This window comes from Lysobacterales bacterium, assembly GCA_016703225.1.
GTDB lineage: Bacteria > Pseudomonadota > Gammaproteobacteria > Xanthomonadales > Ahniellaceae > JADKHK01.
In genome coordinates, this window is sequence record JADJCM010000003.1 from 448,779 (window position 1) to 474,140 (window position 25,362).

The following is a 25,362-nucleotide window of genomic DNA, read 5'->3' on the forward strand; positions in this document are numbered from 1 at the left end:
ATGTACAACAAAGCTATATCGGCGGCTCCGATCCTTGCGGCACTCGGTGCGATCCTGGTGACGCAGTTGGTATCACACGGACGCGAAGAATCTGGCGCGCACACGGGATGGGTGGCGCTGACCGCACTCGTCGCCAACCCAAGTCGCTTCGATGGGCAGGAGTTGACGACGTTCGGCTATTACCTAGTCGGTGTTGAGCAATCTGCGCTGTGTCCTCAACCACGAATGGCATGGACCAGTGACTGCATTTTTCTGACGCGCAAGGCGAGTGCGGCCAAGATCGACAAGCTGACCGGTCGTCCGGTAATGGTTAAAGGTGTATTCCGCTACGGCGATAACACGCCGGGAGAGTTCTACAGTGGGTGGCTAACCGTCACGAAGGCATCGGCAGTGCCGGAAGTTCGGAACAGCGATGACCGATAGTCGGATCGGCGCCGTGAGATCAAGTATCGCGATTGTTGTCGTCGGATGCGCAATCGTCGTCGGCGGATGCATGCACGGGGACCCTCCGAACGCAGAGCAGATTCGCACGGACATCGATGAAATGCTGCAATCGTCCGGAAGTCGTGTGAGGGCACAGTCGGTGCTGCGCGTGATGCCGGAAGACGGATGGAGCGATGGCGTGGAATTGAGTGTGACCGTGGAGGTGCGATGTTCGGGTCAACCGGGCGTCGATTGCATTGGTGAGGATGCACCGCCGACTGGCGAGCTGCAGTTTCAGGCTTCATACCAGCGTACCGCCGATGGCCGCTGGCGCCTGCTGAGAATTGAGCGCGCATCCGACGTTGCCCCGTTGCCCCGATGATGGAATCGACCTACACCCGCGACCGGCTTGGCCGGATCAGCACGCGCAGCGAGAGCGCGGGCGGGGAGGGGTTTGCGGAGGCGTATGGCTATGAGCTCTCGGGCCGGCTTGACACGGTGCATCGCGGTGGTGCGCTGGTGAGCGACTACGGCTTCGACTCGAACGGCAATCGCACCAGCCACCGCATTGGTGCGGCGTCGTCGTTGCGGGATCGAGTGTGGCCTTGCCTGGGCGATCTCGCGGGGACTGCCGAGGTGACGGTCGCGGGCAGTTTCGATGCGCAGGATCGCATGCTGAGCTACGGCACCTGCCAGTACGAATACACCCGCAACGGCGAGCTGACGCGGCGCACCGACAGCGCCAGCGGCGCGGTGACGAACTACCAATACGACGAGTTCGGCAACCTGCGCCGCGTCGATCTGGCGGACGCTCGCGTGGTCACCTACCACATCGATGGACTGAATCGTCGCGTCGGCAAGAGCATCGACGGCGTGCGCCAGTGGGGCCTGCTGTACGCGAACCAGCTGGAGCCGGTGGCCGAACTCGACGGCGCCGGCAACATCGTCACCAGCTTCCTCTACGCCGACCGCCCGCACGTGCCGAGCCTGATGCTCAAGGGCGGCCACACCTACCGCATCCTGAGCGACCACCTCGGCAGCGTCCGCCTGGTGATCGACCTTGCCGACGGCAGCATCGCCCAACGGCTCGCGTATGACGAATACGGCAACGTCATCGAAGACACGAACCCAGGCTTCCAACCCTTCGCCTACGCCGGCGGCCTCTACGACCGAGACGCCGGCCTCACGCGATTCGGGGCGCGCGATTACGACGCGGTGGCGGGGAGGTGGACGGCGAAGGATCGACTCAATGTGATTTCTGCCTACCCAAATCGCTACTACTACTGCGGCGATGATCCAATAAACCTTTTGGACATAAATGGCGAAGTTTATTACGTTATTGCGGTTGCTGCGATTGCAATAGGTGTGGGTTGGTACATTGTCGACAAACATGTTATTTCGCCGTCTGAAACGAGCGAGCATTTTGCTGAAATGGCACAATCAAAAATTGACGTCGATAATATAGATAAGGAAATCGATAGACTGAATGACATGCTAGATAGGTGTCTATACAACGAATGCACAGCAGAAGAACAGGCTATGTGCAGTGACGGTACGGTTGAAGACAGGATCTTGGAACTTAAGAAGGAACAAATTGGAGAAGCGTGGCAGGCCGGCGAACACGCGAAGGAGGCGGTGAAGTCAAACATGCCGTTGCCATCGATCAATGATTTGTCGAAGCCGCGATGAGGCGGTCGGCTAGATGGTTCGTTTTCGTGCTGGTCTGCATACTTGTTGGTGCAGCCGCGAGATCGACAATTCACTTCTTTGGGCACGTTGCCATCATCGGCGGAAGGCCAGTTATCTTGCCCTCTGGTGGATGGGTTCTGGAGAGGGGGCAAGGTGACAATCCACTCACGTCTGCGTACCAAGCAGGGAAGCGAGGCCGGCCGCCGATCTGGTATGAGATTGGGACGAGCAAACAGATTGAATCCAGAATGCCTCGGGTGATTTCCAAGAAGATTTGTGCAGGCAATCGAAATTGCGTCCTGGTTACGCATTTCGATGATGGCGATGTCCTGTGCTACGTGAGGGTCTTTCGACTGAAGGAAGGTTTGCTCGATGTGTCGGCCGAAGTGCTTTCAAGAAGGCGCGACTTGGGCGTCCGATTCTCATACTGGTGGACCGATCCCCGTGAGATGAAGAGCATCGCGGATGCGTTGATAGAAAGGCCCACCGCACATTGTTTTGAGGGGGCGTGGCCGAGCGGCTACGTTCCAGCGTGGCGTGCACCGGTAAGCGACGGTCCTGAAACCGAGAGCGAGCCGACTCAAGAGTTGAGAATGTCGGTTAGTGAAACGAGGGCGGAATCGGAATGAACGTCAGCCACCGCATCGGTGCGGCGTCGCCGTTGCGGGGTAGGGTGTGGCCTTGCCTGGGCGATCTGGCGGGGACTGCCGAGGTGACGGTCGCGGGCAGTTTCGATGCGCAGGATCGCATGCTGAGCTACGGCACCTGCCAGTACGAATACACCCGCAACGGCGAGCTGACGCGGCGCACCGACAGCGCCAGCGGCGCGGTGACGAACTACCAATACGACGAGTTCGGCAACCTGCGCCGCGTCGATCTGGCGGACGCTCGCGTGGTCACCTACCACATCGATGGACTGAATCGTCGCGTCGGCAAGAGCATCGACGGCGTGCGCCAGTGGGGCCTGCTGTACGCGAACCAGCTGGAACCGGTGGCCGAACTCGACGGCGCCGGTAACATCGTCGCGAGCTTCCTTTACGCCGACCGTCCGCACGTGCCGAGCCTGATGCTCAAGGGCGGACACACCTACCGCATCCTGAGCGACCACCTCGGCAGCGTCCGCCTGGTGATCGACATCAATGACGGCAGCATCGCCCAACGCCTCGCGTATGACGAATACGGCAACATCGTCGAAGACACGAACCCAGGCTTCCAACCCTTCGCCTACGCCGGCGGCCTCTACGACCGAGACACCGGCCTCACCCGCTTCGGCGCGCGCGATTACGACGCGGTGGCGGGAAGGTGGACGGCGAAGGATCCGGTGGGGTTTTCGGGAAGAGAGACCAATTTCTATGCATACGCACTGCTGGACCCGATCAACTATCTGGATGTCGAAGGAAAGCCTGCATGGCTGGCGGTTGTGGTGGTAATTGCCGGCGTGATCGCTGCGGTTGAAGTGGGTTCTGAAATCTTGGACGCTGCGAGTGCTGGCTCAGAAATGGCCGAGAAGATGGATCGCAATCGTGCAGCCCGCGAAGCACTGGATAAGTGGGAAAAACTATCGCAGGAGCAGCAAGAAGCCATCTGTCCAGACCCGGATATGATGAACCTCCTGCTCCTGGAGCAGTTCAACAGCGCGAGAGACGGTCAACGAGAGGCCCTCAATCACCTGCTCAGTGAAACGGCGGACGTGGCGGAGGAAACTCTGGTGCCTGACCAACTCGACGCACTGCGTGCGCTTGGGAAGTTGCACAAGATTCTGGAGGCCGCCAAGTGAGGAAGGTGATCTTCGGCGTCTGGCTGCTGGTCGCGGTGCTCGGGGTTGCCTTGCTGGCGATTCGGGCCTGGTTCGAGTCGACCGTTCAATTTGGAGGCAAGGCCATTACTTTCGTGCCGGGGCAGGGACGCAGCGGCGGTCTGGATCGGAGCACAGGTGCGACGATGATCTTGTTCAATGACATCCAGAAGGGGGCGTCGGTGAACATCGGTGGCGAATACCTGATGATGCGTATTGCGGAGCGGAATCAAGCGTGCGGCCCGAACCAGCGCGGTTGCATGCGCGGTTTCGGTCGAGACGGTGGGCAATGCCTGCTCGCGACTGTCGGTGCCGTTCGACTCTTGTACGTTGTGTTGCCGAGAGAACCGGTGATCGAGGTCATGTATAGCGGCGAGGCCACGGTCGCGGACGCAATCCTCAGCGAGCTGGAGAAGACGCTGGGGCAAACGATCATGGACGCCGACAGCCGGAGTATCTGTCTGGATCTAGAGCACGCCGTGCGCGCGTACGAGTGTCCTCCCAGCAACCATGGGAAGTGCCAGATCAACCGGACACGCGCTGACGGCGTTCGGGGGGACGATGTTCGCTAGCCGCATCGCCACACGCAGCGAGAACGCGGGCGGAGCGGGGTTTGCGGAGGCGTATGGCTATGAGCTCTCAGGCCGGCTTGACACGGTGCATCGCGGTGGTGCGCTGGTGAGCGACTACGGCTTCGACTCGAACGGCAATCGCACCAGCCACCGCATCGGTGCGGCGTCGCCGTTGCGGGGTCGGGTGTGGCCTTGCCTGGGCGATCTCGCGGGGACTGCCGAGGTGACGGTCGCGGGCAGTTTCGATGCGCAGGATCGCATGCAGAGCTACGGCACCTGCCAGTACGAATACACCCGCAACGGCGAACTGACGCGGCGCACCGACAGCGCGACCGGCGCGGTGACGAACTACCAGTACGACGAGTTCGGCAACCTGCGCGGCGTCGATCTGCCCGACGGCCGCGTCGTCAGCTACCACATCGACGGATTGAATCGCCGCGTCGGCAAGAGCATCGACGGCGTGCGCAAGTGGGGCCTGCTGTACGCGAGTCAGTTGGAACCGGTGGCCGAACTCGACGGCGCCGGCAACATCGTCGCCAGCTTCCTCTACGCCGACCGCCCGCACGTGCCCAGCCTGATGCTCAAGGGCGGCCACACCTATCGCATCCTGAGCGACCACCTCGGCAGCGTCCGCCTGGTGATCGACCTTGCCGACGGCAGCATCGCCCAACGGCTCGCGTATGACGAATACGGCAACGTCATCGAAGACACCAACCCCGGCCTCCAACCCTTCGCCTACGCCGGCGGCCTCTACGACCGAGACACTGGCCTGACGCGATTCGGTGCGCGTGACTACGACCCGATCAGCGGGAGGTGGACGGCGAAGGATCCGATACGGTTCTGGGGTGGAGACAGTAACGTCTTTGCTTATGTTGGCTCGGATGCTATTAACTATGTAGATATAGGTGGAAAGTCGAAATTTGACAGGTGGTGGGGGCTGCCAGAAAAGTTCAGGCGTTGGTATCACAGGAACAGCAAGGTCGACGGAGCTCCGGATATTCCAGATCGCGAGGCTGCGATGGAGTTGTTTGATGAATGGAAGAAACTGGGGCAGCCGGGGCCAGACAGCAAGGGAAGATACCGCAAGTATGAAGAGGGTTTTTTTGATCCCGAGATGATTTTTGATGCCATGGGGCCAACTGGGTTTCTGTTTGCTCCTTCTGAGTTTGGCTGTGCTGACTTCGACTGCAATCCGCGTGACGGCATTGACGACAGGGATGTCGTGATAGGAAACGGCATTCCATGCAGCGATGATTGATAATGTAGGAGGCGTATGAATATGAGTGATTCATGGTCTGTCGTGTGTGATATTGAAGTGTGTTTTCCTGGGGCAGAGATGAAACTGGTTAGCGGTTCGTTCCACATCATTCCGAAGAATCATGGTATTGAAGATCGCTCTCAAAGTGGATGGGGGCCAACGATTCGTTTGGAGGAGGGATGGAGTGGGGATCGCAGAAGGATCTCAGATTTGATTCATTCATTTATCGAACCTTTACATGATTCGATCGCTAGAGTTAGCAATCATGGGTTTTCGCCACTTGTTCGAGTGGGTGTGTTTGTTGCGACAATGTGCTTTACCGTTAGGCTTGAGCCAGCAACCGCGAACCTGCTGGCTCAAATGGGTGCCACGCTTGAATTTTCGGTTTACCCGGGCGATGTCGTTGATGCTTGAGCCATGACAGCGACTTCGCCTAACCAATGAGCTACCGCGACCTACAGTGGCGCCGCTGTGATGGAATCGACCTACACCCGCGACCGGCTTGGCCGGATCGGCACACGCAGCGAGAGCGCGGGCGGGGTGGGGTTTGCGGAGGCGTATGGTTATGAGCTCTCGGGCCGGCTTGACACGGTGCATCGCGGTGGTGCGCTGGTGAGCGACTACGGCTTCGACTCGAACGGCAATCGCACCAGCCACCGCATCGGTGCGGCGTCGCCGTTGCGGGGTCGGGTGTGGCCTTGCCTGGGCGATCTCGCGGGTAGTGCCGAGGTGACGGTCGCGGGCAGTTTCGATGCGCAGGATCGCATGCTGAGCTACGGCACCTGCCAGTACGAATACACCCGCAACGGCGAGCTGACGCGGCGCACCGACAGCGCCAGCGGCGCGGTGACGAACTACCAATACGACGAGTTCGGCAACCTGCGCGGCGTCGATCTGGCGGACGCTCGCGTGGTCACCTACCACATCGATGGATTGAATCGCCGCGTCGGCAAGAGCATCGACGGCGTGCGCCAGTGGGGCCTGCTTTATGCGAGCCAATTGGAGCCGGTGGCCGAACTCGATGGCGCCGGCAACATCGTCGCGAGCTTCCTCTACGCCGACCGCCCGCACGTGCCGAGCCTGATGCTCAAGGGCGGACACACCTACCGCATCCTGAGCGACCACCTCGGCAGCGTCCGCCTGGTGATCGACATCAATGACGGCAGCATCGCCCAACGCCTCGCGTATGACGAATACGGCAACATCGTCGAAGACACGAACCCAGGCTTCAAACCTTCGCCTACGCCGGCGGCCTCTACGACCGAGACACCGGCCTCACCCGCTTCGGCGCGCGCGATTACGACGCGGTGGCGGGAAGGTGGACGGCGAAGGATCCGATTGGGTTTGGGGGTGGAAGCTCTGGCTTGTATTCGTATTTGGCGGGTGAGCCGCTAAACGCGTTTGATCCGAGCGGATTTACCAGATGCGATATAGATTTTACGCGAGATTTTGTTCAGGCAAACTTGCCTGGAGCAAATATGCCCGCCGAAATTGGCACGATCACATCGCATCCAGGGCATCTCGGACGCACGTTTCACCCGAAAGATCAGAAAAATCCAAATCCTGGCGAGTATACGGTTCAGGTCAATGACACGTTCTTAGAACCTTTAGAAAGGGCTGGTTTGGATGATCTGTTGGAGGCGCTGGTTCACGAGTCGATGCACGTGGCGCAGCCTGATTCTGCGTGGACTGAGCCGAATCCGGAGAAGAAGCGAGCGTTTCACGAGGAGCTGACGCACGACGCCGCAAATACGGCCATTGATTTGCGTGACAAGTTTCACGACGAGAGGCGAAAATGGAAATGCGATTAATCGTCGTTTGCGGACTGCTTTTGAGCGCACTGTGGGTCGGTGAGTCTCGGTGCTCGGATGATGACGAATTCTACGACGCGCGCTTGGTCACAAACGCGAGGCTGGTGTTTGCTGCCGAACTCGCCGATCTGACACAAAGCGCTGGAAATGGGCCGAAGCACGCCCCATCGGACCGGATGGCACAACGCATCGACACGGTTGCTGCGGGTTCCGGCGCTGAGGTATCCCCACCTTTTCGCGCGACGATGCCCTGCGAAATCAAAGCGATAGCTTGCGGAGCGACATGAGGTCGGTAATCGTTCGGGTGTCTAGACCAAGGATCACCGACGCTCATGCGCCCCAGCGCCATCTTGCCGCAATGCCTCCCCTCTGTCTTCTCCACCCTGCACGCAGCAACCGCCACCGTGCTGCTCAAGGCGCTCGATGCGCTGGCTAGCGGTAGCTGGTTGACCATGACCGAGATCGCGCGCCACTGGCCCGGTGCGATGCGCGTCGCCGCACCACTCAAGGCGATCGACCGCCTGCTGCGCAGTGCACCGCTCGAACGACAGCGTGCCGCCATCTATCAGGCGATGTTGCGTTGGCTGATTCGCGAACCCCACCCGTTGATCGTCGTCGACTGGTCCGACCTCAAGCCCGATGGCAGCTTCAAACTGTTGCGCGCCGGCCTGGCGGTGCGCGGGCGAACGCTGACGCTCTGGGAAGAAGTCCACCCCCGAGAAAAGCGCCGGTTCGGCAGTCGTGGAGCGCGCCTTCCTGCGCAAGCTGGCGAGCTTGCTGCCGCAAGGTTGTCGACCGGTCATCCTGAGCGACGCCGGATTCCGTCGACCATGGTTCACGGCAGTCACCGCACTCGGCTGGGATTACGTTGGACGAGTGCGCGGCACGGTCCATGTGCAGCCCGTCCGGAAGGCTGCGATCAACGCCGCCGACTGGTTGCCGTGCAGCGCGCTCCACGAACTGGCCTTGCCGGAACGCAGCCGTGAACTCGGTGCCTTTCATCTCGGGCGCACCAAGACCGTAACAACGCGGATCGTTGTCCACCAGTCGCGGCCGAAGGGGCGTCGCGCCTTGACCCGGCGCGGTGCGCGTCGACGCGACAGCACCAGCCAGAGCGCTGCCCGCTCGGCACGCGAACCGTGGGTTCTCGCCACATCGCTTCCACCCGAGCGCGGCACACCGGTGCAACTGGCGTGCCTCTACCAGCGCCGCATGACCATCGAGCAAGGCTTCCGTGACCTCAAGAGCGGAACCTTTGGCGCCGGCTTCGAACACAGCCTGACCCGGAAAGACTCCCGCCTCTCCAACCTGCTCCTGCTGTTCGCACTCGTGCAACTCGCGACCTGGCTTGTCGGACTGCACGAAGAACACCAGGGCCGCGGCGGCAGGCTCGAAGGCAAAAACACCTGCGTGCGCAGCCACCACTCCACCATGCGCCTCGGCCTCGAAGTCCTGCGCCGACCCGCTTGGTGGCCGTCGCCGCATCAACTCCTCCGCTTCCTCTCGCACCTGGCGCATGGCGCTCCACCACCGCTTCAGACCTGCCCGCTATCATGAAAAACGTGGGGATACCTCAGGTTCCGGCGTCGTGCTCGGACTGCACCTCGCCGAGTGTCGAGAATATGCCGAGGGAGACTACGCCCCCTCTCATTGCGGAGACGAGGAAGTCGTCGTCTTCGAACTCGATGGCCCTGCCGATTCGGTCGAGAGTGAGGCTGTGGAGCTGTCGGTGCGCGCGGCGGGCATGATGCTGGGGTCGCGCTTCGGTCCGACTCGGTCCGCATGTCTCGGGTTGGCAACACGGGCCGTCGTGAAGCGGGTTTCGGCCGACGGCAACAAGGTGCGGCTGGAGTTGAACGCTCGATTCTCTCTGAGGAGTCAGGCCGCGAAGCCACGCGATTGCGGCGAACGAACGATCAACCGGACGTTCGAAGTCGAGTCTCGGGCGTTGGATGTTCGGCGCAATGGATCCAAACAATTGTTCATGGATTCGCATTGGTGAACTCTCCAGCCTCGACACGGTGCATCGCGGCGGTGCGCTGGTGAGCGACTACGGCTTCGACTCGAACGGCAATCGCACCAGCCACCGCATTGGTGCGGCGTCGCCGTTGCGGGGTAGGGTGTGGCCTTGCCTGGGCGATCTGGCGGGGACTGCCGAGGTGACGGTCGCGGGCAGTTTCGATGCGCAGGATCGCATGCTGAGCTACGGCACCTGCCAGTACGAATACACCCGCAACGGCGAGCTGACGCGGCGCACCGACAGCGCCAGCGGCGCGGTGACGAACTACCAATACGACGAGTTCGGCAACCTGCGCCGCGTCGATCTGGCGGACGCTCGCGTGGTCACCTACCACATCGATGGATTGAATCGCCGCGTCGGCAAGAGCATCGACGGCGTGCGCCAGTGGGGCCTGCTGTACGCGAACCAGCTGGAACCGGTGGCCGAACTCGACGGCGCCGGCAACATCGTCGCGAGCTTCCTCTACGCCGACCGCCCGCACGTGCCGAGCCTGATGCTCAAGGGCGGCCACACCTATCGCATCCTCAGCGACCACCTCGGCAGCGTCCGCCTGGTGATCGACCTTGCCGACGGCAGCATCGCCCAACGCCTCGCGTATGACGAATACGGCAACGTCGTCGAAGACACCCAACCAGGTTTCCAACCCTTCGCCTACGCCGGCGGCCTCTACGACCCCGATACCGGCTTTACCCGCTTCGGCGCGCGTGACTACGACCCGGTGGCGGGGAGGTGGACGGCGAAGGATCCGACGAGATTTCGCGGTCTTGATACCAATCTCTATGCCTACGTTAGGAGTAACCCAGTTAATTGGCTTGATCCCCTCGGGCTTTGGAATTACGCCAGCGAATACAGCACGACGGGTGATGCCCTAACTGAGAACATGACAGCAGTTGAGGACATCGTTGACCAAGCGTATCGAGATGCCAGCGGAGACGAAGAAGCCGAAGCAACTGTCACCTACACTACAAATGGACGGCATGGTGCAAATTCTCTGCACGACGATGGTGATGCGATTGATCTGCGAGTCAGAGATCTGACTGATGAAGAGCGCCAAGAATTCGTGGACAATCTGATTGAAAACCTCGGAGATGATTACGATGTTATCGATGAAGGCGATCATGTACATTGCGAATATGATCCTGACTAAGTGTCTTGCGCTCGGTGTTTTGACTGGGGCTGTGTTGTATGCAGCAGGCGCGCTCTCCGGCAATGCGGTCGCATTTCAGGGTGGGTGCGCGGTAGACTTTGATCGTGATCGGCTGGACGATCTCGCACTTCTTGTTCGGCGAGATGGCCTCGTGGAACTGATTGTCCTGTTGCACAGAGAATCGGGTTATGACGGGCGCGTGCTCTACCGCGGCAAGGAAGGTAATTTGCTGGTCTCTTGTCGCTATGCGAAAATAATCACGTCAACGGCCGCCGGAAAGGGCAGTAGTTCGGTGCCAATTGCGATAAATGGGATGGTTGTAGCCTTGGCCCAGCCTGAATCATCCGAGACACTCTTCTATTGGCGTAGAGACGGGTTTGAAGAAGTACAGATTTCAGACTAACCCTGAGTCAAGGATCCAGGCGGGGCGCGGACGCTGAGGTATTCCCGCGAAGCTGGTTTACGCAGAAGAGTTGGTGGAGTTTGTTCAGGCACCACGCGAGCAACCCGGTCCCTGGCCTAGGCACATGCCGAGCAACATCGACGCATTTGCATCAGGGCGCGGCATCGTCTTGGGAGTGCTGAACAACGAATGCGGTCGTTCACCAGCGCCGGGATACGCCCCTTCAGGCTGCGATGGACAGTGGTTGATGGTCATTGAACTTGAGTCTCTCCCGGTTGCTGGTGAAACACTCAGGCTTGGCGACAGGAGAATCCGTGTTGCGGGTTTGTTCCATGGCGATCGTCACGCGGGAGCGCGATCTGGGTGTCTCGGCTATCCAACCGAAGGGTCGCTGCAGGTGGCCGAGCGCACCGAGGCTGGCCTTGGAATCAAGATCAGGTTCGAGTTCAGCCTGTTGCAGCATGCACGGTATCCGGCAGAGTGCGGTCGGCAAATGGTGGACGGTGACTTCGTTTTTGTCGAGACTTCCACCAACGACTTTGCGACCGGCGGACTCGACAAGTTGTTCTAGAGAGCGAGGGCGGGATTGAAGTGACGACGCTGCTGGGGCGAATGGCGCTGCTCTTGTGCATCGGCGGGGTCTCGGGCTTGGCATTGCTCGGATTGCGAGACGTGGTCTTGAAAGATGTTGACTGCGTGTGGTGTCGGCGGACGATTTCGCTCGTGTTCTCTCCGGCGGACCACAATGCGCCGATCGCGCTTGGTCGTGTCGAGGGAAGCGTTTCGCGGCAGTTCCTGTTCGGACGGTACGTGGGGCCATATTTCGTGCAGGTCTATGGCGCGCGCGAGGGCAGACGCCCGCCAGCGCTGGTCGACCTCTCCTGCTCCACGCCCGTTGCTTGGACCTCGACCATTGCGGAGGAAGGACGCAACGAGGTGGTCTCGGTGCTCGGGCGCGGGTTCATCCTCGGCGAGATTCGATTGACGCCAGAACACGTGCGCGGACGCCAGCGCATCGAATGCGAGTTCGTGTTGCGCGACGCGGAAGGGCTGCTGTTGGCCGTCAGTCGGAAGGCCGAGCTATGACGGCGGAGCCGGATGGGAATCAACTCCGGTCGACGCGACCGCATGCATCGTTGCGGCTGGATGCGGCGGTGAACGGAACGGGTGAGTCGATGAGGCGAGTCGCACTGACTGTGCTCTGCCTCGCCGCGGCGGTTGGGTTGGGCGGCGTCATATGCGTGCAAGCGACATCCGGCTTCGTGGTGAACGGCAATCCGGTGCCGTCGCTGTGGGGGCTCTTGTTTGGCACAGTGGTGTCGTTCGTTGTGCCATGGGTTCTGGGGCGAGAAGTGCGCGGTGCGTGGAATGGCTCGCGGGCTTCGCTGCGATCTGGCCTCGCGCTGGTTCTATTGGCGTTCGCAACGCTGGTGCAAACCGCGCTGCTCGGGCTGGGAATCGTGGTCGCGAATGCGCATGGGATGAGCCCGCTGACGGTTCTGCACGGGCTGTGGATCTCGATGTTCCTGCTTGGGTTGCTGATGGGGCTGAGGATGCCGCATGGAGAATGATCGAGGCCATCTTGCTGGGCAGAGCGCCGCGCACGGCAGGAGTGCGGGCGCGGTGGGGGCTGAGCGGCTGTTGATCTCGCTGGCACTGGCGTTCGTGGTGGTGTTGTTCTGGGCGTTGCTGTTCGGCTTCTTCGGCAGCGGGATACCGTGGCTCGATGTGTACTTCCCGGGCTCGGGCCGGTACCACGACCAGGCGCTGGCGTTCGTGCCGTTCGCGCGGGTGTTCCTGCCGACGCTGGTGCTGTCGATCGGGCTGGTGGGGGTCGCCGCTGCGCGCAGGCGCTCGTTTCCGGCCTATGCGGGCACCTTTGCCTGGGCCGTGTTTCTGGGGTGGGTGCTGGCGTTCTTCGGCTGTGTGGTGATGACCGATGCAACGACCTTTGCATCGGTGCCGGTGGGGTCATGGTTGATCGCGGCAGCGGGCTCGGGTGGCTGGCAGTTCGCGATTCCCTGCGCATGGACGCATCTTGCGTTGCTGCGGCGCTACGAGCGGGACACGGGAGTGCGGACTTGAACTGGGCGCTGGCGGCGACGGTGGGCGGGTTGCTGGTCGGGGGTGTCGTGCATGCTTCGCGTTTGGCGAGGCGGCGCATGGCGGCGCGCTTCGCGGGACGGGCCGTGCGGACGCCGCAACAACTTGCGGAAACGCACTTCGCGGACTTGCCTTCGGATCGCGTCGAGCCGGCGCTGTGGCATCTGGCGGCAGAACTGGATGCGCCCCTGGAACGCTTGCTGCCGACCGATCGTTTGGCGCACGAACTGTGTGCGGACCCCGGGTGGGAATTCGACTCCGGACATGGATTGCTGGCTGCGGAGCTGCGCCGCTGGGCCGCGGCCCGAGGTGCGCGCTTCGAAAGCGGTTCCATCGAAACGGTCGAGGACTACGTGCGCGCCTTCGCCCGCTGGGCGCCGATCTGAAGGCCGCGCCATTGGCGGAACTTCCCTGCGGCGGTAGAGTCTGAGGCGTGATGAAACGGTTTCGAGCCCGCTGGATGGAAGTTTGCATGCGCTGCGCGCTTTGCGTGCTGGCGGTGGTGCAGGCGTTGGGCGGGGTGGCGTGGTTGCCGGGGCGGGTGGGGGAGCAGGCGCCTGCGCTGCGCGAGGTGGTCGAGACAGTGATGACGCCGTGCGGGCATGCGTTGAACGTGACGCCGCCGCGCGCTGGCGACGTGGGCGATGCGGCGGCCGGTGGACGCGAGCCGGCGTCGATGCCGTGTTGTGACGAGGGCGAGGATTGCGGCGTGGCGTGTTATCGCGCCGGACTGGCTTCGTTGACGATCGATTTGCCGCTGCCGCCGCGGGTTGCGCCGGTCGCTGCGCCCGTGACCGTGCGCGTCGCACGCCTGCTGCCGGGGCCGCGGGTTCCGCCGACGCCTCCTCCGATCCTCGCCTGAACGACTGATCCGCATCGCGGCGCTGCTGGCGTTCGCGCGTGTTCGCGTTCCCGAGGAATTGCCATGTCCCGTTGTTCTTTGCCGCGCTTGCGGCCTGTCGCGCTGGCGTTCGCCGCGCTGATCTCCCTGCTGTGGCTCGGCGCCTGCGCGCGTGAGGTGCCGGTCGCCACCGCCCAGGCCGCGCCCGCAGCCCTGGCCTTGCCGGGCGCGGAAGTGGCGCCGCTGTATGTGTGTCCGATGCATCCGCACATCACTTCGCACGAACCCGGCAAGTGCCCGATCTGCGGCATGGACCTGGTGCTGAAGAAGCCGCTGAAACCGACGCCGGCAGCGGCGCCTGCGGCCAATGCGGTCGTGGTCGATGCCGCCGTGCTGCAGTCGCTCGGGGTACGCACGGCGCCGGTGCAGCGGCGCGATCTGCGCACGGTGTTGCGGGTGCCGGCGCTGGTGGTGGCCGACGCGGGCGGAGAAGTGCGGCTGCAGGCGCGCGTGTCCGGCTTCGTCGAGCGCTTGCGGGTGCGCAACACCGGTGCTGCGATCACGGCCGGCAGCGTCGTCGCCGAGGTTTACGCGCCGGAACTGGTGCAGGCGCAGGAGGAACTGCTGCTGGGTGGCGATGCCGCCGCACCGGCAGCCGAGCGCCTGCGCCGCTACGGCATCGCCGAGCGCGACATCGATGCGGTACGCGCTGCCGGTACATCGCAGCGCCGGCTGCCGCTGCGAGCGCCGGCGAGCGGCACCATCACGTCGATCGGCGTGCGCGAAGGCAGCAGCTTCGACGCCGCCGACGTGCTGGTCGAAATCGCCGGGCGCGGCGGCGTGCGCGTCGAAGCGCAGCTGTTCCCGGCGCAGCGGCCGTTGCTCGGGACGCCGGTCGAGGCCGACTTCACGCAACCGGGCGTGGCGGACGCGCGCTGGGCCGGGCGCGATCCTCAGTGGCTCGACGTGGTCGATCCGGTCACGCGCACGCTCGGTCTGCGTTGGCGTGTCGATGCCGGCGGCGAGCTTGCGCTCGGCACCGTACTCGACGCTGAGCTGCGCGGCCCGCTGCGCAGCGACGTGCTGGTGGTGCCGACTGCGGCGGTGATCCGCACCACTGACCAGGCGCGCGTGCTGCGCGAAGACCAGCGCGGCGTGTTCGTGCCAGTGCCGGTACACCTCGGCGCGCGCTATGGCGACGAAGTCGAGATCCTGCACGGGCTCGCCGCGGGCGAACGCATCGTCGTTTCCGGACAGTTCCTGCTCGACAGCGAGGCGCAGCTGCGTGGCCCGCAGCAGATGGAAGTGCGCAGCGCGGGCCATCGCCATGATTGAGCGCATCATTCGCTGGTCGCTGGCGCAGCGCGCGTTGGTGCTGGTCGCGACCGTGCTGCTGACCGTGGCGAGCCTGCTCTCGCTGCGTGGGCTCGCGCTCGATGCCATCCCCGATCTCAGCGACGTGCAGGTCATCATCCGCACCCCGGCCATGGGGCAGGCGCCGCAGATCGTCGAGGACCAGATCACCTACCCGATCACCACGCGCATGCTGGCGTTGCCCAAGGCGAAGGCAGTGCGCGGCTTCTCGATGTACGGCGACTCCTTTGTCTACGTGCTGTTCGAGGACGGCACCGACCTGTACTGGGCGCGCTCGCGCGTGCTGGAAGCGTTGTCGCAGGTGCGCGGCGAGCTGCCCGATGGCGTTGACCCGGTGCTCGGTCCGGACGCAACCGGCGTCGGCTGGGTCTACCAGTACGCACTGGTCGATCGCAGCGGCGGCCACGATCTGGCCGAACTGCGTTCGTTGCAGGACTGGTTCCTGCGCTTCGAGCTGCAGCGCGTGCCCGGCGTTGCCGAAGTGGCCAGCGTCGGTGGCTTTGTCCGTCAGTACGAAGCCGTGGTCGATCCGCGCCGGCTGCAGTCCTACGGCATCGGCTTCAACCAGCTGCTGATGGCGATCCGCGCCGCGAATGCGGAAGACGGCGGCGCGCGCATCGAGATGGCCGAGGCCGAGTACATCGTGCGTGGTATCGGTTACCTGCGCTCGCTCGACGATCTCGGCGCGGTGCCGACCGGCGTGCTCAAGGACGGCCGCGCCGTGCTGCTGCGCGATGTCGCCGAGCTGCGCTTCGGCCCGGCATCGCGCAACGGCATCGCCGAACTCGACGGCGAGGGCGAGGTGGTCGGCGGCATCGTGGTGATGCGCGACGGCGAAAACGCCAAGGCGGTGATCGATGCGGTCAAGGTGCGCCTCGACCAGGTCAAGTCGCGCCTGCCGCAGGGGGTCGAAGTGGTCACCACCTACGACCGTTCGGCGCTGATCGCGCGCGCCGTGAACAACCTCAGCGTCAAGCTGGTCGAGGAGTTGCTGCTGGTGTCGCTGGTCTGCGCACTGTTCCTGTGGCATGCGCGCTCGGCGCTGGTGGCGATCCTGAGCCTGCCGCTCGGCGTGCTGGTCGCGCTCGCGATCATGCGCTGGCAGGGCCTGAACGCGAACATCATGTCGCTTGGCGGCATCGCCATCGCCATCGGCGCCATGGTCGACGCCGCGGTGGTGATGATCGAGAACGCGCACGCGCATCTGGAGCGCCACGCGCGCGAGCATGGCGTCGAGGCCGCCGGTCTCGACCACGCGCGGGTGATTGCCGCGAGCGCGGTCGAAGTCGGTCCGGCGTTGTTCTTCTCGCTGCTGATCACCGCGCTCTCGTTCCTGCCAGTGTTCCTGCTCGAAGCCCAGGAAGGACGCATGTTCGCGCCGCTGGCCTGGACCAAGACCTGGGCGCTGACCGTCGCCGCGCTGCTGTCGATCACCCTGGTGCCGGTGCTGATCGCGCTGTGGGTGCGCGGCCGCTTCAAGGACGAATCCGAACATGGGCTGACGCGGCTGCTGGTTGCCGGCTACCGGCCGCTGCTTGAGTTCGCGTTGCGGCGCCCGGGCGTGGTCGTGCTCTGTGCACTGCTCGGGTTGGCGAGCGCGTGGTGGCCGTTGTCGCGCACCGGCTCCGAGTTCATGCCGGAGCTGGAGGAAGGCGACCTGCTGTACATGCCGACGACGCTGCCGGGCTTGTCGCCATCGCAGGCGCAGGCGCTGCTCGGGCGCACCGACCGCCTGATCAAGTCGGTGCCGGAAGTGGCGCACGTGTTCGGCAAGGCCGGACGTGCGGAGACCGCGACCGATCCGGCACCATTGACCATGATCGAGAGCGTCATCCAGTTCAAGCCCGAGAGCGAATGGCGCCCCGGCATGACCGCGGAGAAGCTGCGCGCGGAACTGCACGAGAAGCTGCAGTTGCCCGGGCTGACCAATGCCTTCGTGCCGCCGATCCTCAATCGCATCAACATGCAGGTCAGCGGCATCCGCACGCCGCTCGGCCTGCGCGTGAGCGCGCCTGATCTGGAAACCCTGGCGCAGGCTTCGGAGCGGATCGCGGTGCTGCTCGGGCCGGTCGCGGGCACGCGCACGGCCTTCGCCGAGCGCGCCGCCGACGCGCGCGAGCTCCATGTCGTGCCTGATCGCGCGCGTCTGGCGCAGTACGGGTTCAGCATGCAGGAGGCGCAGGAATGGCTGGCGAGCGCGGTTGGCGGTGCGTCGGTCACGCGCGCCGTCGAGGGCCGCGAACGCTATCCGGTGAGCCTGCGTCTGGCACCGGAGTGGCGTGATTCGCCCGAAGCCCTGCGCGCCATTCCGATGGTCACGCCAAGCGGCGTGCAGTTGCCGTTCGGGCAGTTGGCCGAGGTCAGCATCGAGTCCGGGCCGCCAATGATTCGCAGCGAGGATGCACAGCTGTCGACCTATGTCTTCGTCGATCTGGACACGCCCGACCTGGCCGGCTACATCGCGCGCGCCGATGCGGCGTTGGCGCAAGGTGCGCTGCCGGCGGGGGCGCAGTGGCATTGGGTCGGCAGCTACGAGGCGCTGAGCCGTGCCGGCGATCGCCTGCGTGTCGCGGTGCCGTTCACGCTGCTGATCGTGTTCGCGTTGCTGTACGCGGTGTTCCGGCGCTTCGGCGAGGCGGCGCTGATCATGCTGACGGTGCCGTTCGCGCTGGTCGGCGGGCTGTGGCTGTTGTGGGCGCTGGGGCATGCGTTCTCGGTCGCGGTCGCGGTGGGTTTCATCGCGCTCGCCGGTGTTGCCGCCGAGTTCGGTGTGGTCATGCTGATCACCCTCGATGGCTCGGTGCGACACGCGCAGCAGGCCGGTCACTTGCGTGACGAGGCGGCGCTGGACGCGGCACTGCGCGAAGGTGCATTGCGGCGCGTGCGACCGAAGGCGATGACGGTGGTCACGATCCTGGCCGGGCTGTTGCCGATCCTGCTTGCCGAAGGCGCCGGCGCGGCGACCATGAGTCGCATCGCCGCACCGATGCTTGGCGGCATGTTGAGCGCGCCGCTGCTGTCGATGATCGTCTTGCCGGCGATCTACAAACGACTCTGGCTGCGGCGGATGCGGAGGGCCGTGCCATGAAATCGATCCTTGCGATCTCGCTGGCTGGCATGTTGATGGCCTGCGCTACGACGCGTCCGACACCGCCAGCGGCGGCTGCGAGCGACGACACCGCGGCACCGCTGACAGTGGACGAACCCTTGACCGCAGTGCGCGCGATGCAGGCCGCGCTCGCGCAGAACCATGAACTGCAGGCGGAGATGGCGCGGCTCGATGCCATCGAGGCCGAGCGCGTGCAGGCCGGGCTGCTGCGCAATCCGATGCTGAGCCTGATGCTGCTGCAGCCCGAGGGCGGTGGGCGCCTGGCGATCGAGGCCGGGTGGATGCAGAGCCTGTTCGATCTGCTGACACGCACGCGTCGCATCGACCTGGCCGATGCCAACGCGCGGCGCGCGCGTGCCGAGGTCGGCGCGCGTCTGCTCGACGTCGGCTGGTCGGCGCAAACCGCGTTCTACGACGCGGTCGCCGCCGCACAGCGCGCACAGCTGCTGCAGCAGGAACTCGCACTCGACGCCCAGGCACTCGATCTGCAGTCGCGTCTCACCCACAGCGGTCTCGCAGCGCAGCGCGAACTGCTGGAGCTGCAGGCGATGCAGGACGAGCGCCGGCACATGCTGCATGATTTGCATGCCGAGCAAGTCGATGCGCTGTCGATGCTGGCCGAGCGCATCGGTCTGGATACCCGTCACGGGCTGCAGCTGCCTGCGGACTTCGAACTGCCGGAATTGCCAATGCGCGAGGCTGCCGCCTGGCAGCAACGTGCGCTCGCCCAGCGCGCAGAGCTGTCGGCGAGTACTGCCGCGGTCGACGCGGCGAAGGCAGAGCGCGCACTCGAAACCGGCACCTGGCGCAAGACCGAGCCGGATCTTGGCGCGCGCATCGAGCGCGATGCCGAGGGCATGGCCATGACCGGTCCCGAACTGCGCGTCGCGCTGCCGATCTTCGACAACGGTCGCGCCCGCGCCGATCGCGCCGGCGCGATGGTGCGTGAGGCCGCTCATCGCGACGCAGCCCAGCGCCGCAATGTGTTGCTGGCGGTCGAGCGCGCGCTGGATCTGCTGCTCGCTGCCGCCGATCAAGTCGCCGGCACCGCCGAGCACCTGGCCCGCACCCAAACCGCCGACGCACTCGCCGAACGCCAGCACCGCAACGGCAGCATCGGCCTGATCGAGCGCATCGACGCGCAGCGCAACGTGCTCGCCGCCCAACGCCAGCAACTCGACGCACGTCTGGCGCTGGCGCGCGCTCACATCGAATTGCAGCGAGCGGTTGGGGGTGGCGGAGATTGAGGGGCAGCGAACGCGGGACGGGCCCTATGCCGCCGACTTCAGCGCTCGACGCAGTTCCTTGCGCAGGGTCGCGAGCGTGACTGGCGCTTGATCGGCATCGAGCGCGGCGCGCAGAGCGGCATTGATCGCGGTTTGATAGCCGCGCCCTTCCGCTTCGGCGCGCGCGCGGAAGGTCTCGATGATGTCGTCGTCGAGCATGATCGTGATTCGGGTCTTGCCTTTGCTCTGCGCCGCCTGCAGCCGTGCCAGATGCGGAACATCCTTTGCGCGTTTGGCCTTGGAGAAATCGTATTCAGCTCGCATAACTCGTCCTCTCGCGTGCGCTGGCCTTGCGGGCCGAGATGATGCGCGGGATTTCGCCGCGCAAGGTATAGGCAATCGTCAGGGTGCGCCCGACTTCACTGCGTCCGACCAGAAGCCACCGCGCCTCGCCCTCGCTCATGTCTTCCATTGCGAGCGCGTTCGGGTCCAGAAAGCACGATGCCGCTTCCGCAAAGCTCACGCCATGCTTGCGCAGGTTCGCATTGGCCTTGTCCGGATCGAATTCGATTTCCTGCGTCATGGCATGCATACAGTATGTGCATGCGCAAGCGGCAGTCAAGCGGCCAGCCCGGGGTGATGGTGCCGAGCAATCGCGGTTGCGGCTGACCGGGAGCCCGTGTTTCGCGGCACAATCGCGGCAGCCGCTGAACCTGAGGAGCGCGTACATGGATGCGACCGCGGTTGCGCTGGAACTGCTCGACGCGCTCGAGCGCGATGACCTGCCGCGGCTGCGGAGCGGCGTTCAGCGCGTGCGCAAGGAGCGTGTCGCGTTGCGGCGCGACGGGCTTGATCTGGTCGAAAGCGCGGTGCGTCTCGATCGTGCCGAGGCCTTGCGCGACTTGCTTGATCTGGGGCGCTCCGGGCAGATCTACGACCTCTTCGGAATCTACTCGCGCGCGTTGCTGACGCAACTGGCCGAAGCCTGCTTGGCGACGGGAAAGCTGCGCTGCCTGATCGAGTTGCTGATGCTGGGCGAGGTGTTGCCCCCACTGGGTCACGACGTGGCCTTGGTCGATCGGGTGGCGATGGCGGTGGTGGCCGAAATGCAACTGGAGGACGAGCGCGTGGCGTCTGTGGTTGCCGCCTGTGGCACGAACCGTGGTGCATTTCTCGTGCAGGCGCTGCGTTGCGGGCGCTTGCCGCTGGTTCAGCGTCTGGCAGCGACTTGCACGTCCGCCCAGGAGTACGGCGCCAGTGCGCTTGGCGAAGTGCCGCTGGTCGCTGCTGCCGAAGCCGGTGTCATCGATGCGCTGCGGCTGCTGGTCGCGGCGGGAGCGAAGCCCAATGTCGCCTGGCGGCGTCACGGCTACCCGCTGCACTTCGCCCTGCGCTGCGCGCGTCTGGCGCCCGCCGAACGGGCGGAACTGGTGCACGAACTGCTGCGCCTGGGCGCAGTGCCCGAACTGCGTGATGCGGACGGCCTGGACGCCTTTGCCCTGGCTGCCCAACGCCACGACAACGAAGCCGGACAAGTGCTGCGCGAACACGGTCGCGACTATGGCCCGCGACAATCACGCGAGGCGCGCGCACGCGGCGTCCGTGACATCTGCCTGATCTACGACAAGGCCGACGGGCTGATCTATCGCATCGGCCAGCCGGACACGCCGTTTCTTTCCGGCGGCGATTACGATGGACCCTGTCCGTGCAGCATCGAACAGTTTCGCGCCGACTACGAACAGGTGCGCAAGCGCCGACCGGAGTTTCCGCTCGACTGGTTCGAGCCCTTCCTGGCGCGCCTCGAACGCGGCCAGGAATTTTCCTACAGCGAGTTGTTCCGACAGGCGCCGCATATCCGTTTCGTGCGCTTCGACGCCACCAGCAACTGGAGCCAGATGGTCGATTGATGGGTTGGCGTCGAATTGCAGCGCGCGATCGGGGTCGCAGGACATTGCCGAGCTGTGACCACGACCGGCGGAACAATCGTGGCGAGTGGGCTCGTGCTGGTCGTAGATAACTTATGGATGGAGCGCTGGACGGAAGCGCAGGCGATTGGGTTCGAGGATGGCCAAGCGGCCAGGAATCTGCTGAACGAGCGCTGTTGCCGAGAGAAAGCGCGAGAGCAGCCCGGCCACATCGGCGGCTGTGCTGGAGTCGGACATGCGCAGAACCAGCAGACCCGGGCGCAGTTCCGGAGGAAATCGGCGAACGTCGGCGAAATCGAGATCGCGGCTGACGATCACCGCGTCCATTGCGCGTGCACGATCGTCAATGGCGGCATCGGTGGCGTCACCCAAGCCCAGATCGCGAACGTGGTTGGCCTCATGTCCGGCTTCGCGCAGGACCACAAGTGCCGAGCGCGGCATGTTCGCGTCGAGCAGGAACTTCACGCGGCCTGCGAAGGCAGGAGATGGAACGATTCGTCGCCCAAGCGCTCGCTCGCGAATTTCAGCGCAGCGCGAATGTCTTCTGGGAGCAGGTCGTATTCGCGCGCCACTTCCTCCATGCTCATGCCGCCCGCGAGACTACCCACGATGATGGCCACCGGAACGCGGGTGCCGCCGATCACCGGGCGCCCGCCGCAGATGGCGGGATCGATCTGGATGCGGGTGTCGCGAGTTTCGTTCATGGCCACGATTCTACGCCCGCGCTCAAAAAAAAACCCGCTTGCGCGGGTTCTTGTGGAGCCTGGTGCGATGGAGGGCGTCGAACTCGCGGCTCCACGCGTTGATGCGCCTCGACGGTCGCGATCGAGGCCGCAAATCTACTCACGAATCTACTCACACCAAGGTTGGGATGCACTGGTCAGCAGCGCCGAGTCGCTGTCGCGCGCGTCGCGCGCCAACGCTTGGCACAGCTCGAAGACTTCCTCGTCGTTCACGCCGGGGGGCTTTGGGGTCAGTCCGCCGTCTAGACGCAAAGTTGCGAAATTTCCTAGGCCAGAATCCGAAACCCTCCGACGCCGCTCGGCCCGTTCGTGTCGATTATGTCGACAACGTACCTGGAGCCGCACTGTGACCGAGACCTGCATCGCTGACGCCCAACAGTGGATCCGCCGCCTGCGCGCCGAGTTGGCCAAACTCGAAGCGTGCTCCGACTATCGGGAGCAGTTGCACATTGCCGACGACATTCGCGAAGAGATTCAGCGCGTAGAGCAGGCCATTGCGCAATCTCAGACGCGCCGCGAGCAGGCGTCCGCATGAAGTAGTGGGCTCCGCCGGCCGTGCCGGAGCAAGAGCCGGCCGCGAACGACTCATGGATGAGGCGCCGAAGACGATCGTGTTCAAGGAAGGCCAAGCGGCCAGGAATCCGAAGGACAAGCGCCGTTGCCGAGAGAATGCGCGATCGCAGGCCGACCACATCGGCAACCGTGCGTGAGTCGGGCACCCGCCGCAGATGGCGGGATCGATCTGGATGCGGGTGTCGCGAGCTTCGTTCATGGCCACGATCCTACGCCCGCACCCAACAAAAAACCCGCTCGCGCGGGTTCTTGTGGAGCCTGGTGCCGGTGGAGGGACTCGAACCCACACTGTGTCACCACAAACGGATTTTGAGTCCGAAAACGGCCATTCCTGCGGTATCCCGGCGCAATTGGATGCAGCCGTAAATTGCCAACAAAGGCAGCGTGTTATAGCCTAGGCGCAACGGATTTAACCGGGCCTAGTTCGATGCAGAAGGTATCCCCGCGGTATCCCCGCGTGCACAACGGACTCTTGCGGAGTTGCGTCTAGTGGCCGCGCTTTCGTTCGACTTCACGAACACGGCGATAGACGCGCTGCCATCGCCGCCGACCGGTCGTGTCGAGTACCGCGACGCCAAGAATCCAGCTCTCGTTCTGCGCGTCGCGAGTAGTGGCACGAAGTCGTTTTGCGTTGGGCGCAAAGTGGCCGGCCGATTCGTTCGCGTCACGCTCGGGACGTTCAAGCGCGCAACCGACTTGCAGCCGCGCATGACGGTCGACATGGCGCGCAAAGAACTCAGGAAGGCCGAAGGGAAGATCGCGACCGGCGAGAACGTCAACGCGGCGAAGCGAGCCGAGCGCGCTGTTGGTCGGAGCGTCGCCTATTGGCTGGCGGAGTACCTGGAAGCAAACCGCGATCTGAAACCGCGCACACGCAGCGACTATCAGAACGTGCTGCGCGAGTTCTGCGCGGATTGGCTTGAAAAGCCGCTTGCCGATATCACACGCGAGCATCTGAAGTCCCGGCATACGCGCCACGGCGCAGAACGATCGCGCGCGCGGGCGAACAACGCGGTGCGCGTATTGCGCGCGCTCTACAACTTCGCGGGCGTTGTTCCGAATCCGGCATCGAACCCGAAGCGCAAACGGGCAGGCGAGGCCGGCGCGTTCTTGTTCGACGTGAACCGCAAGCGCACGCTGATCCGTGATTCAGACCTTCCAGCATGGTGGGTCGCCGTGTCCGAATTGAGCGGCCGGCGGCGCGACTCAGGCGCGCGTGACGCATCCGACCTGCTGCGATGCCTGTTGTTGACCGGGCTACGCGCTGGCGAGGCCTGCGCGCTTGAATGGGCCTACGTCGACGATCGCGGCGGCATGATCGAGATCCCCGACACCAAGAACCGTGACCCCCACGTTCTGCCATTGGGGAAAGAGCTGCACTCGATTTTTCGCGAACGGTCCAAACACAGGCGTGGACGCTACGTCTTCGGATCGAAGTCGGAACCGGATGAACCTTTCAACTACAACACGCTTCGCGGCTGGTTCGAGACCGTCGCCGCGGAGTGCGGTGTCCGAGTGTCAGCGCACGATTGTCGCCGCACATTCGCGACCATCGCGGAGTCGTTGGACATCAGCGGCAGCACCGTCAAGCGGTTGCTCAATCACCGCACCGGCCGCAGTGACGTGACCGAGGGCTACATCGTTCCAAGTGCGGAGCGGCTTCGCGGTGCAATGCAGCGAATCGAGGATCGCGTTATCGAGCTGGCCAGCGTTTCGCATCAGGGGGACTCCGATGGCAAGTGAACGCAGCGTTGATGTTGAGATCGTGCTTCGGCCGGGCACAAGCGAGCTGATCGAACGCGCCGAGGCCGGCGATAAGGAGGCACTGACCCTGCTCTACGGCCACGCAAGCGCCTTCGTCGCGGCCGGCGTGCCTGTTCCCGCACCGATTGCCGCGTGGCTGGCGGCCCGGCTGCTGGCGGTCGCCCGCACAGTCCATTCCCGGCGCCATGACGACATCGGTCGAACCCATGGAGCGGCGCGCGGTGGCGGACGCGAAATGGCACAGCAACTTGCCGTGGACTTGCAAGTGCAGCGCGCGGGAAAGAAGGGCAGGCCTCCCAAGGTGGCGACTGACCGGCGATCCGAATCGCGCGCGCGCGAGGTGCTGCATTTCATGGAGTGGAAGGACCTCCTCCCGGAGGATGCGATCATTCGCGTCGTCGAGTACAACATGGAGAAAAAGCACCCCGTGCCGGCGTCGAGCGCGAAGTCTTACAGCGCCGCGTGGCAGAAGCACGGAGCGGAATTGATGCGCGAGGCCAAGATCGAATTCGCCGACCCGAAGAAGCGAAAATAAATGCACCGCATTCGATAGGGTGCAGTTCCGCATTCCGCGATATCCAATCTA

30 protein-coding genes are annotated in these 25,362 nt (G+C 64.0%); 26 read left to right on the forward strand and 4 right to left on the reverse strand.

Annotated elements, in window-relative coordinates:
• The 22 genes from IPG63_15185 to IPG63_15290 all read left to right on the forward strand — a co-directional run bounded on the left by IPG63_15185 (position 1) and on the right by IPG63_15290 (position 19,792).
• Positions 1-423 carry a hypothetical protein gene (locus IPG63_15185; protein MBK6728543.1) on the forward strand — a complete coding sequence of 141 codons (423 nt, stop codon included), beginning with the start codon at positions 1-3 and terminating at the stop codon, positions 421-423.
• Positions 413-805, forward strand: a complete 393-nt coding sequence (locus tag IPG63_15190; GenBank protein ID MBK6728544.1) for a hypothetical protein — start codon at positions 413-415, stop codon at positions 803-805. Before IPG63_15185 ends, IPG63_15190 begins: the two co-directional genes overlap by 11 nt.
• A complete protein-coding gene (locus IPG63_15195; GenBank protein MBK6728545.1) occupies positions 802-2,112 on the forward strand; it encodes an RHS repeat-associated core domain-containing protein in 1,311 nt (436 codons plus the stop codon). The genes IPG63_15190 and IPG63_15195 overlap by 4 nt, the downstream gene beginning before the upstream one ends.
• A 625-nt stretch (positions 2,113-2,737) precedes the next feature.
• Positions 2,738-3,889 carry an RHS repeat-associated core domain-containing protein gene (locus tag IPG63_15200; protein ID MBK6728546.1) on the forward strand — a complete coding sequence of 384 codons (1,152 nt, stop codon included), beginning with the start codon at positions 2,738-2,740 and terminating at the stop codon, positions 3,887-3,889.
• Positions 3,886-4,479 carry a hypothetical protein gene (locus tag IPG63_15205; GenBank protein MBK6728547.1) on the forward strand — a complete coding sequence of 198 codons (594 nt, stop codon included), beginning with the start codon at positions 3,886-3,888 and terminating at the stop codon, positions 4,477-4,479. Before IPG63_15200 ends, IPG63_15205 begins: the two co-directional genes overlap by 4 nt.
• Entirely contained in the window at positions 4,469-5,737 is a 1,269-nt protein-coding gene (locus IPG63_15210; GenBank protein ID MBK6728548.1) for an RHS repeat-associated core domain-containing protein, read from the forward strand. The genes IPG63_15205 and IPG63_15210 overlap by 11 nt, the downstream gene beginning before the upstream one ends.
• 21 nt (positions 5,738-5,758) lie before the next feature.
• Positions 5,759-6,151 (forward strand): hypothetical protein, encoded by a 393-nt coding sequence (locus IPG63_15215; GenBank protein MBK6728549.1) that lies wholly within the window; start codon positions 5,759-5,761, stop codon positions 6,149-6,151.
• A 60-nt stretch (positions 6,152-6,211) separates the two neighbouring features.
• Positions 6,212-7,132 (forward strand): RHS repeat protein, encoded by a 921-nt coding sequence (locus tag IPG63_15220; GenBank protein MBK6728550.1) that lies wholly within the window; start codon positions 6,212-6,214, stop codon positions 7,130-7,132.
• 83 nt (positions 7,133-7,215) lie between these two features.
• Positions 7,216-7,548, forward strand: coding sequence for a hypothetical protein (locus tag IPG63_15225; protein MBK6728551.1), 333 nt, complete (start codon positions 7,216-7,218; stop codon positions 7,546-7,548).
• A 741-nt stretch (positions 7,549-8,289) separates the two neighbouring features.
• Positions 8,290-9,105 carry an IS4 family transposase gene (locus IPG63_15230; protein MBK6728552.1) on the forward strand — a complete coding sequence of 272 codons (816 nt, stop codon included), beginning with the start codon at positions 8,290-8,292 and terminating at the stop codon, positions 9,103-9,105.
• Positions 9,106-9,136: 31 nt separating this feature from the next.
• Complete coding sequence (locus IPG63_15235) at positions 9,137-9,550, forward strand: hypothetical protein (protein ID MBK6728553.1); 414 nt, start codon at positions 9,137-9,139, stop codon at positions 9,548-9,550.
• On the forward strand, positions 9,513-10,715 hold the full coding sequence (locus IPG63_15240; GenBank protein MBK6728554.1) for an RHS repeat-associated core domain-containing protein: 1,203 nt from the start codon (positions 9,513-9,515) through the stop codon (positions 10,713-10,715). The genes IPG63_15235 and IPG63_15240 overlap by 38 nt, the downstream gene beginning before the upstream one ends.
• Positions 10,675-11,118: a hypothetical protein gene (locus IPG63_15245; protein MBK6728555.1), complete on the forward strand. Its 444-nt coding sequence runs from the start codon at positions 10,675-10,677 to the stop codon at positions 11,116-11,118. Before IPG63_15240 ends, IPG63_15245 begins: the two co-directional genes overlap by 41 nt.
• A gap of 124 nt (positions 11,119-11,242) precedes the next feature.
• Positions 11,243-11,689 (forward strand): hypothetical protein, encoded by a 447-nt coding sequence (locus tag IPG63_15250; GenBank protein ID MBK6728556.1) that lies wholly within the window; start codon positions 11,243-11,245, stop codon positions 11,687-11,689.
• Positions 11,690-11,709: 20 nt separating this feature from the next.
• The gene (locus tag IPG63_15255; protein MBK6728557.1) at positions 11,710-12,204 is read left to right on the forward strand and encodes a hypothetical protein; all 495 of its coding nucleotides are present in this window, start codon (positions 11,710-11,712) and stop codon (positions 12,202-12,204) included.
• Positions 12,205-12,272: 68 nt separating this feature from the next.
• Complete coding sequence (locus IPG63_15260; GenBank protein MBK6728558.1) at positions 12,273-12,689, forward strand: hypothetical protein; 417 nt, start codon at positions 12,273-12,275, stop codon at positions 12,687-12,689.
• Entirely contained in the window at positions 12,679-13,203 is a 525-nt protein-coding gene (locus tag IPG63_15265; GenBank protein MBK6728559.1) for a hypothetical protein, read from the forward strand. Before IPG63_15260 ends, IPG63_15265 begins: the two co-directional genes overlap by 11 nt.
• A 77-nt stretch (positions 13,204-13,280) precedes the next feature.
• Positions 13,281-13,607: a hypothetical protein gene (locus tag IPG63_15270; protein MBK6728560.1), complete on the forward strand. Its 327-nt coding sequence runs from the start codon at positions 13,281-13,283 to the stop codon at positions 13,605-13,607.
• A gap of 86 nt (positions 13,608-13,693) precedes the next feature.
• Positions 13,694-14,083 (forward strand): hypothetical protein, encoded by a 390-nt coding sequence (locus tag IPG63_15275; protein MBK6728561.1) that lies wholly within the window; start codon positions 13,694-13,696, stop codon positions 14,081-14,083.
• Positions 14,084-14,146: 63 nt separating this feature from the next.
• Positions 14,147-15,397: an efflux RND transporter periplasmic adaptor subunit gene (locus IPG63_15280; GenBank protein MBK6728562.1), complete on the forward strand. Its 1,251-nt coding sequence runs from the start codon at positions 14,147-14,149 to the stop codon at positions 15,395-15,397.
• The gene (locus IPG63_15285; GenBank protein ID MBK6728563.1) at positions 15,390-18,524 is read left to right on the forward strand and encodes an efflux RND transporter permease subunit; all 3,135 of its coding nucleotides are present in this window, start codon (positions 15,390-15,392) and stop codon (positions 18,522-18,524) included. The genes IPG63_15280 and IPG63_15285 overlap by 8 nt, the downstream gene beginning before the upstream one ends.
• Complete coding sequence (locus tag IPG63_15290; protein MBK6728564.1) at positions 18,521-19,792, forward strand: TolC family protein; 1,272 nt, start codon at positions 18,521-18,523, stop codon at positions 19,790-19,792. Before IPG63_15285 ends, IPG63_15290 begins: the two co-directional genes overlap by 4 nt.
• A 24-nt stretch (positions 19,793-19,816) precedes the next feature.
• On the opposite strand, the gene IPG63_15295 is transcribed toward IPG63_15290, so the two are convergent.
• Together IPG63_15295 and IPG63_15300 are read right to left on the reverse strand one after the other, a co-directional pair.
• The gene (locus tag IPG63_15295) at positions 19,817-20,095 is read right to left on the reverse strand and encodes a BrnA antitoxin family protein (protein ID MBK6728565.1); all 279 of its coding nucleotides are present in this window, start codon (positions 20,093-20,095) and stop codon (positions 19,817-19,819) included.
• The gene (locus IPG63_15300) at positions 20,085-20,363 is read right to left on the reverse strand and encodes a BrnT family toxin (GenBank protein ID MBK6728566.1); all 279 of its coding nucleotides are present in this window, start codon (positions 20,361-20,363) and stop codon (positions 20,085-20,087) included. The genes IPG63_15295 and IPG63_15300 overlap by 11 nt, the downstream gene beginning before the upstream one ends.
• Before the next feature lie 136 nt (positions 20,364-20,499).
• Between IPG63_15300 and IPG63_15305 the strand changes: the two genes are divergently transcribed.
• Positions 20,500-21,678 (forward strand): ankyrin repeat domain-containing protein, encoded by a 1,179-nt coding sequence (locus IPG63_15305; protein MBK6728567.1) that lies wholly within the window; start codon positions 20,500-20,502, stop codon positions 21,676-21,678.
• A 111-nt stretch (positions 21,679-21,789) separates the two neighbouring features.
• Here the strand turns inward: IPG63_15305 and IPG63_15310 are convergent, their stop codons facing one another.
• Positions 21,790-22,161, reverse strand: a complete 372-nt coding sequence (locus tag IPG63_15310) for a DUF5615 family PIN-like protein (protein MBK6728568.1) — start codon at positions 22,159-22,161, stop codon at positions 21,790-21,792.
• A complete protein-coding gene (locus IPG63_15315; GenBank protein ID MBK6728569.1) occupies positions 22,158-22,400 on the reverse strand; it encodes a DUF433 domain-containing protein in 243 nt (80 codons plus the stop codon). Before IPG63_15315 ends, IPG63_15310 begins: the two co-directional genes overlap by 4 nt.
• A gap of 385 nt (positions 22,401-22,785) precedes the next feature.
• On the opposite strand from IPG63_15315, the gene IPG63_15320 reads away from it, so the two are divergent.
• The 3 genes from IPG63_15320 (at position 22,786) to IPG63_15330 (ending at position 25,311) form a co-directional block, all read left to right on the forward strand.
• A complete protein-coding gene (locus IPG63_15320) occupies positions 22,786-22,974 on the forward strand; it encodes a hypothetical protein (GenBank protein MBK6728570.1) in 189 nt (62 codons plus the stop codon).
• Between the two features lie 527 nt (positions 22,975-23,501).
• The gene (locus IPG63_15325) at positions 23,502-24,755 is read left to right on the forward strand and encodes an integrase family protein (GenBank protein ID MBK6728571.1); all 1,254 of its coding nucleotides are present in this window, start codon (positions 23,502-23,504) and stop codon (positions 24,753-24,755) included.
• The gene (locus IPG63_15330; protein ID MBK6728572.1) at positions 24,745-25,311 is read left to right on the forward strand and encodes a hypothetical protein; all 567 of its coding nucleotides are present in this window, start codon (positions 24,745-24,747) and stop codon (positions 25,309-25,311) included. The genes IPG63_15325 and IPG63_15330 overlap by 11 nt, the downstream gene beginning before the upstream one ends.
• The last annotated feature ends 51 nt before the right edge of the window (positions 25,312-25,362 follow it).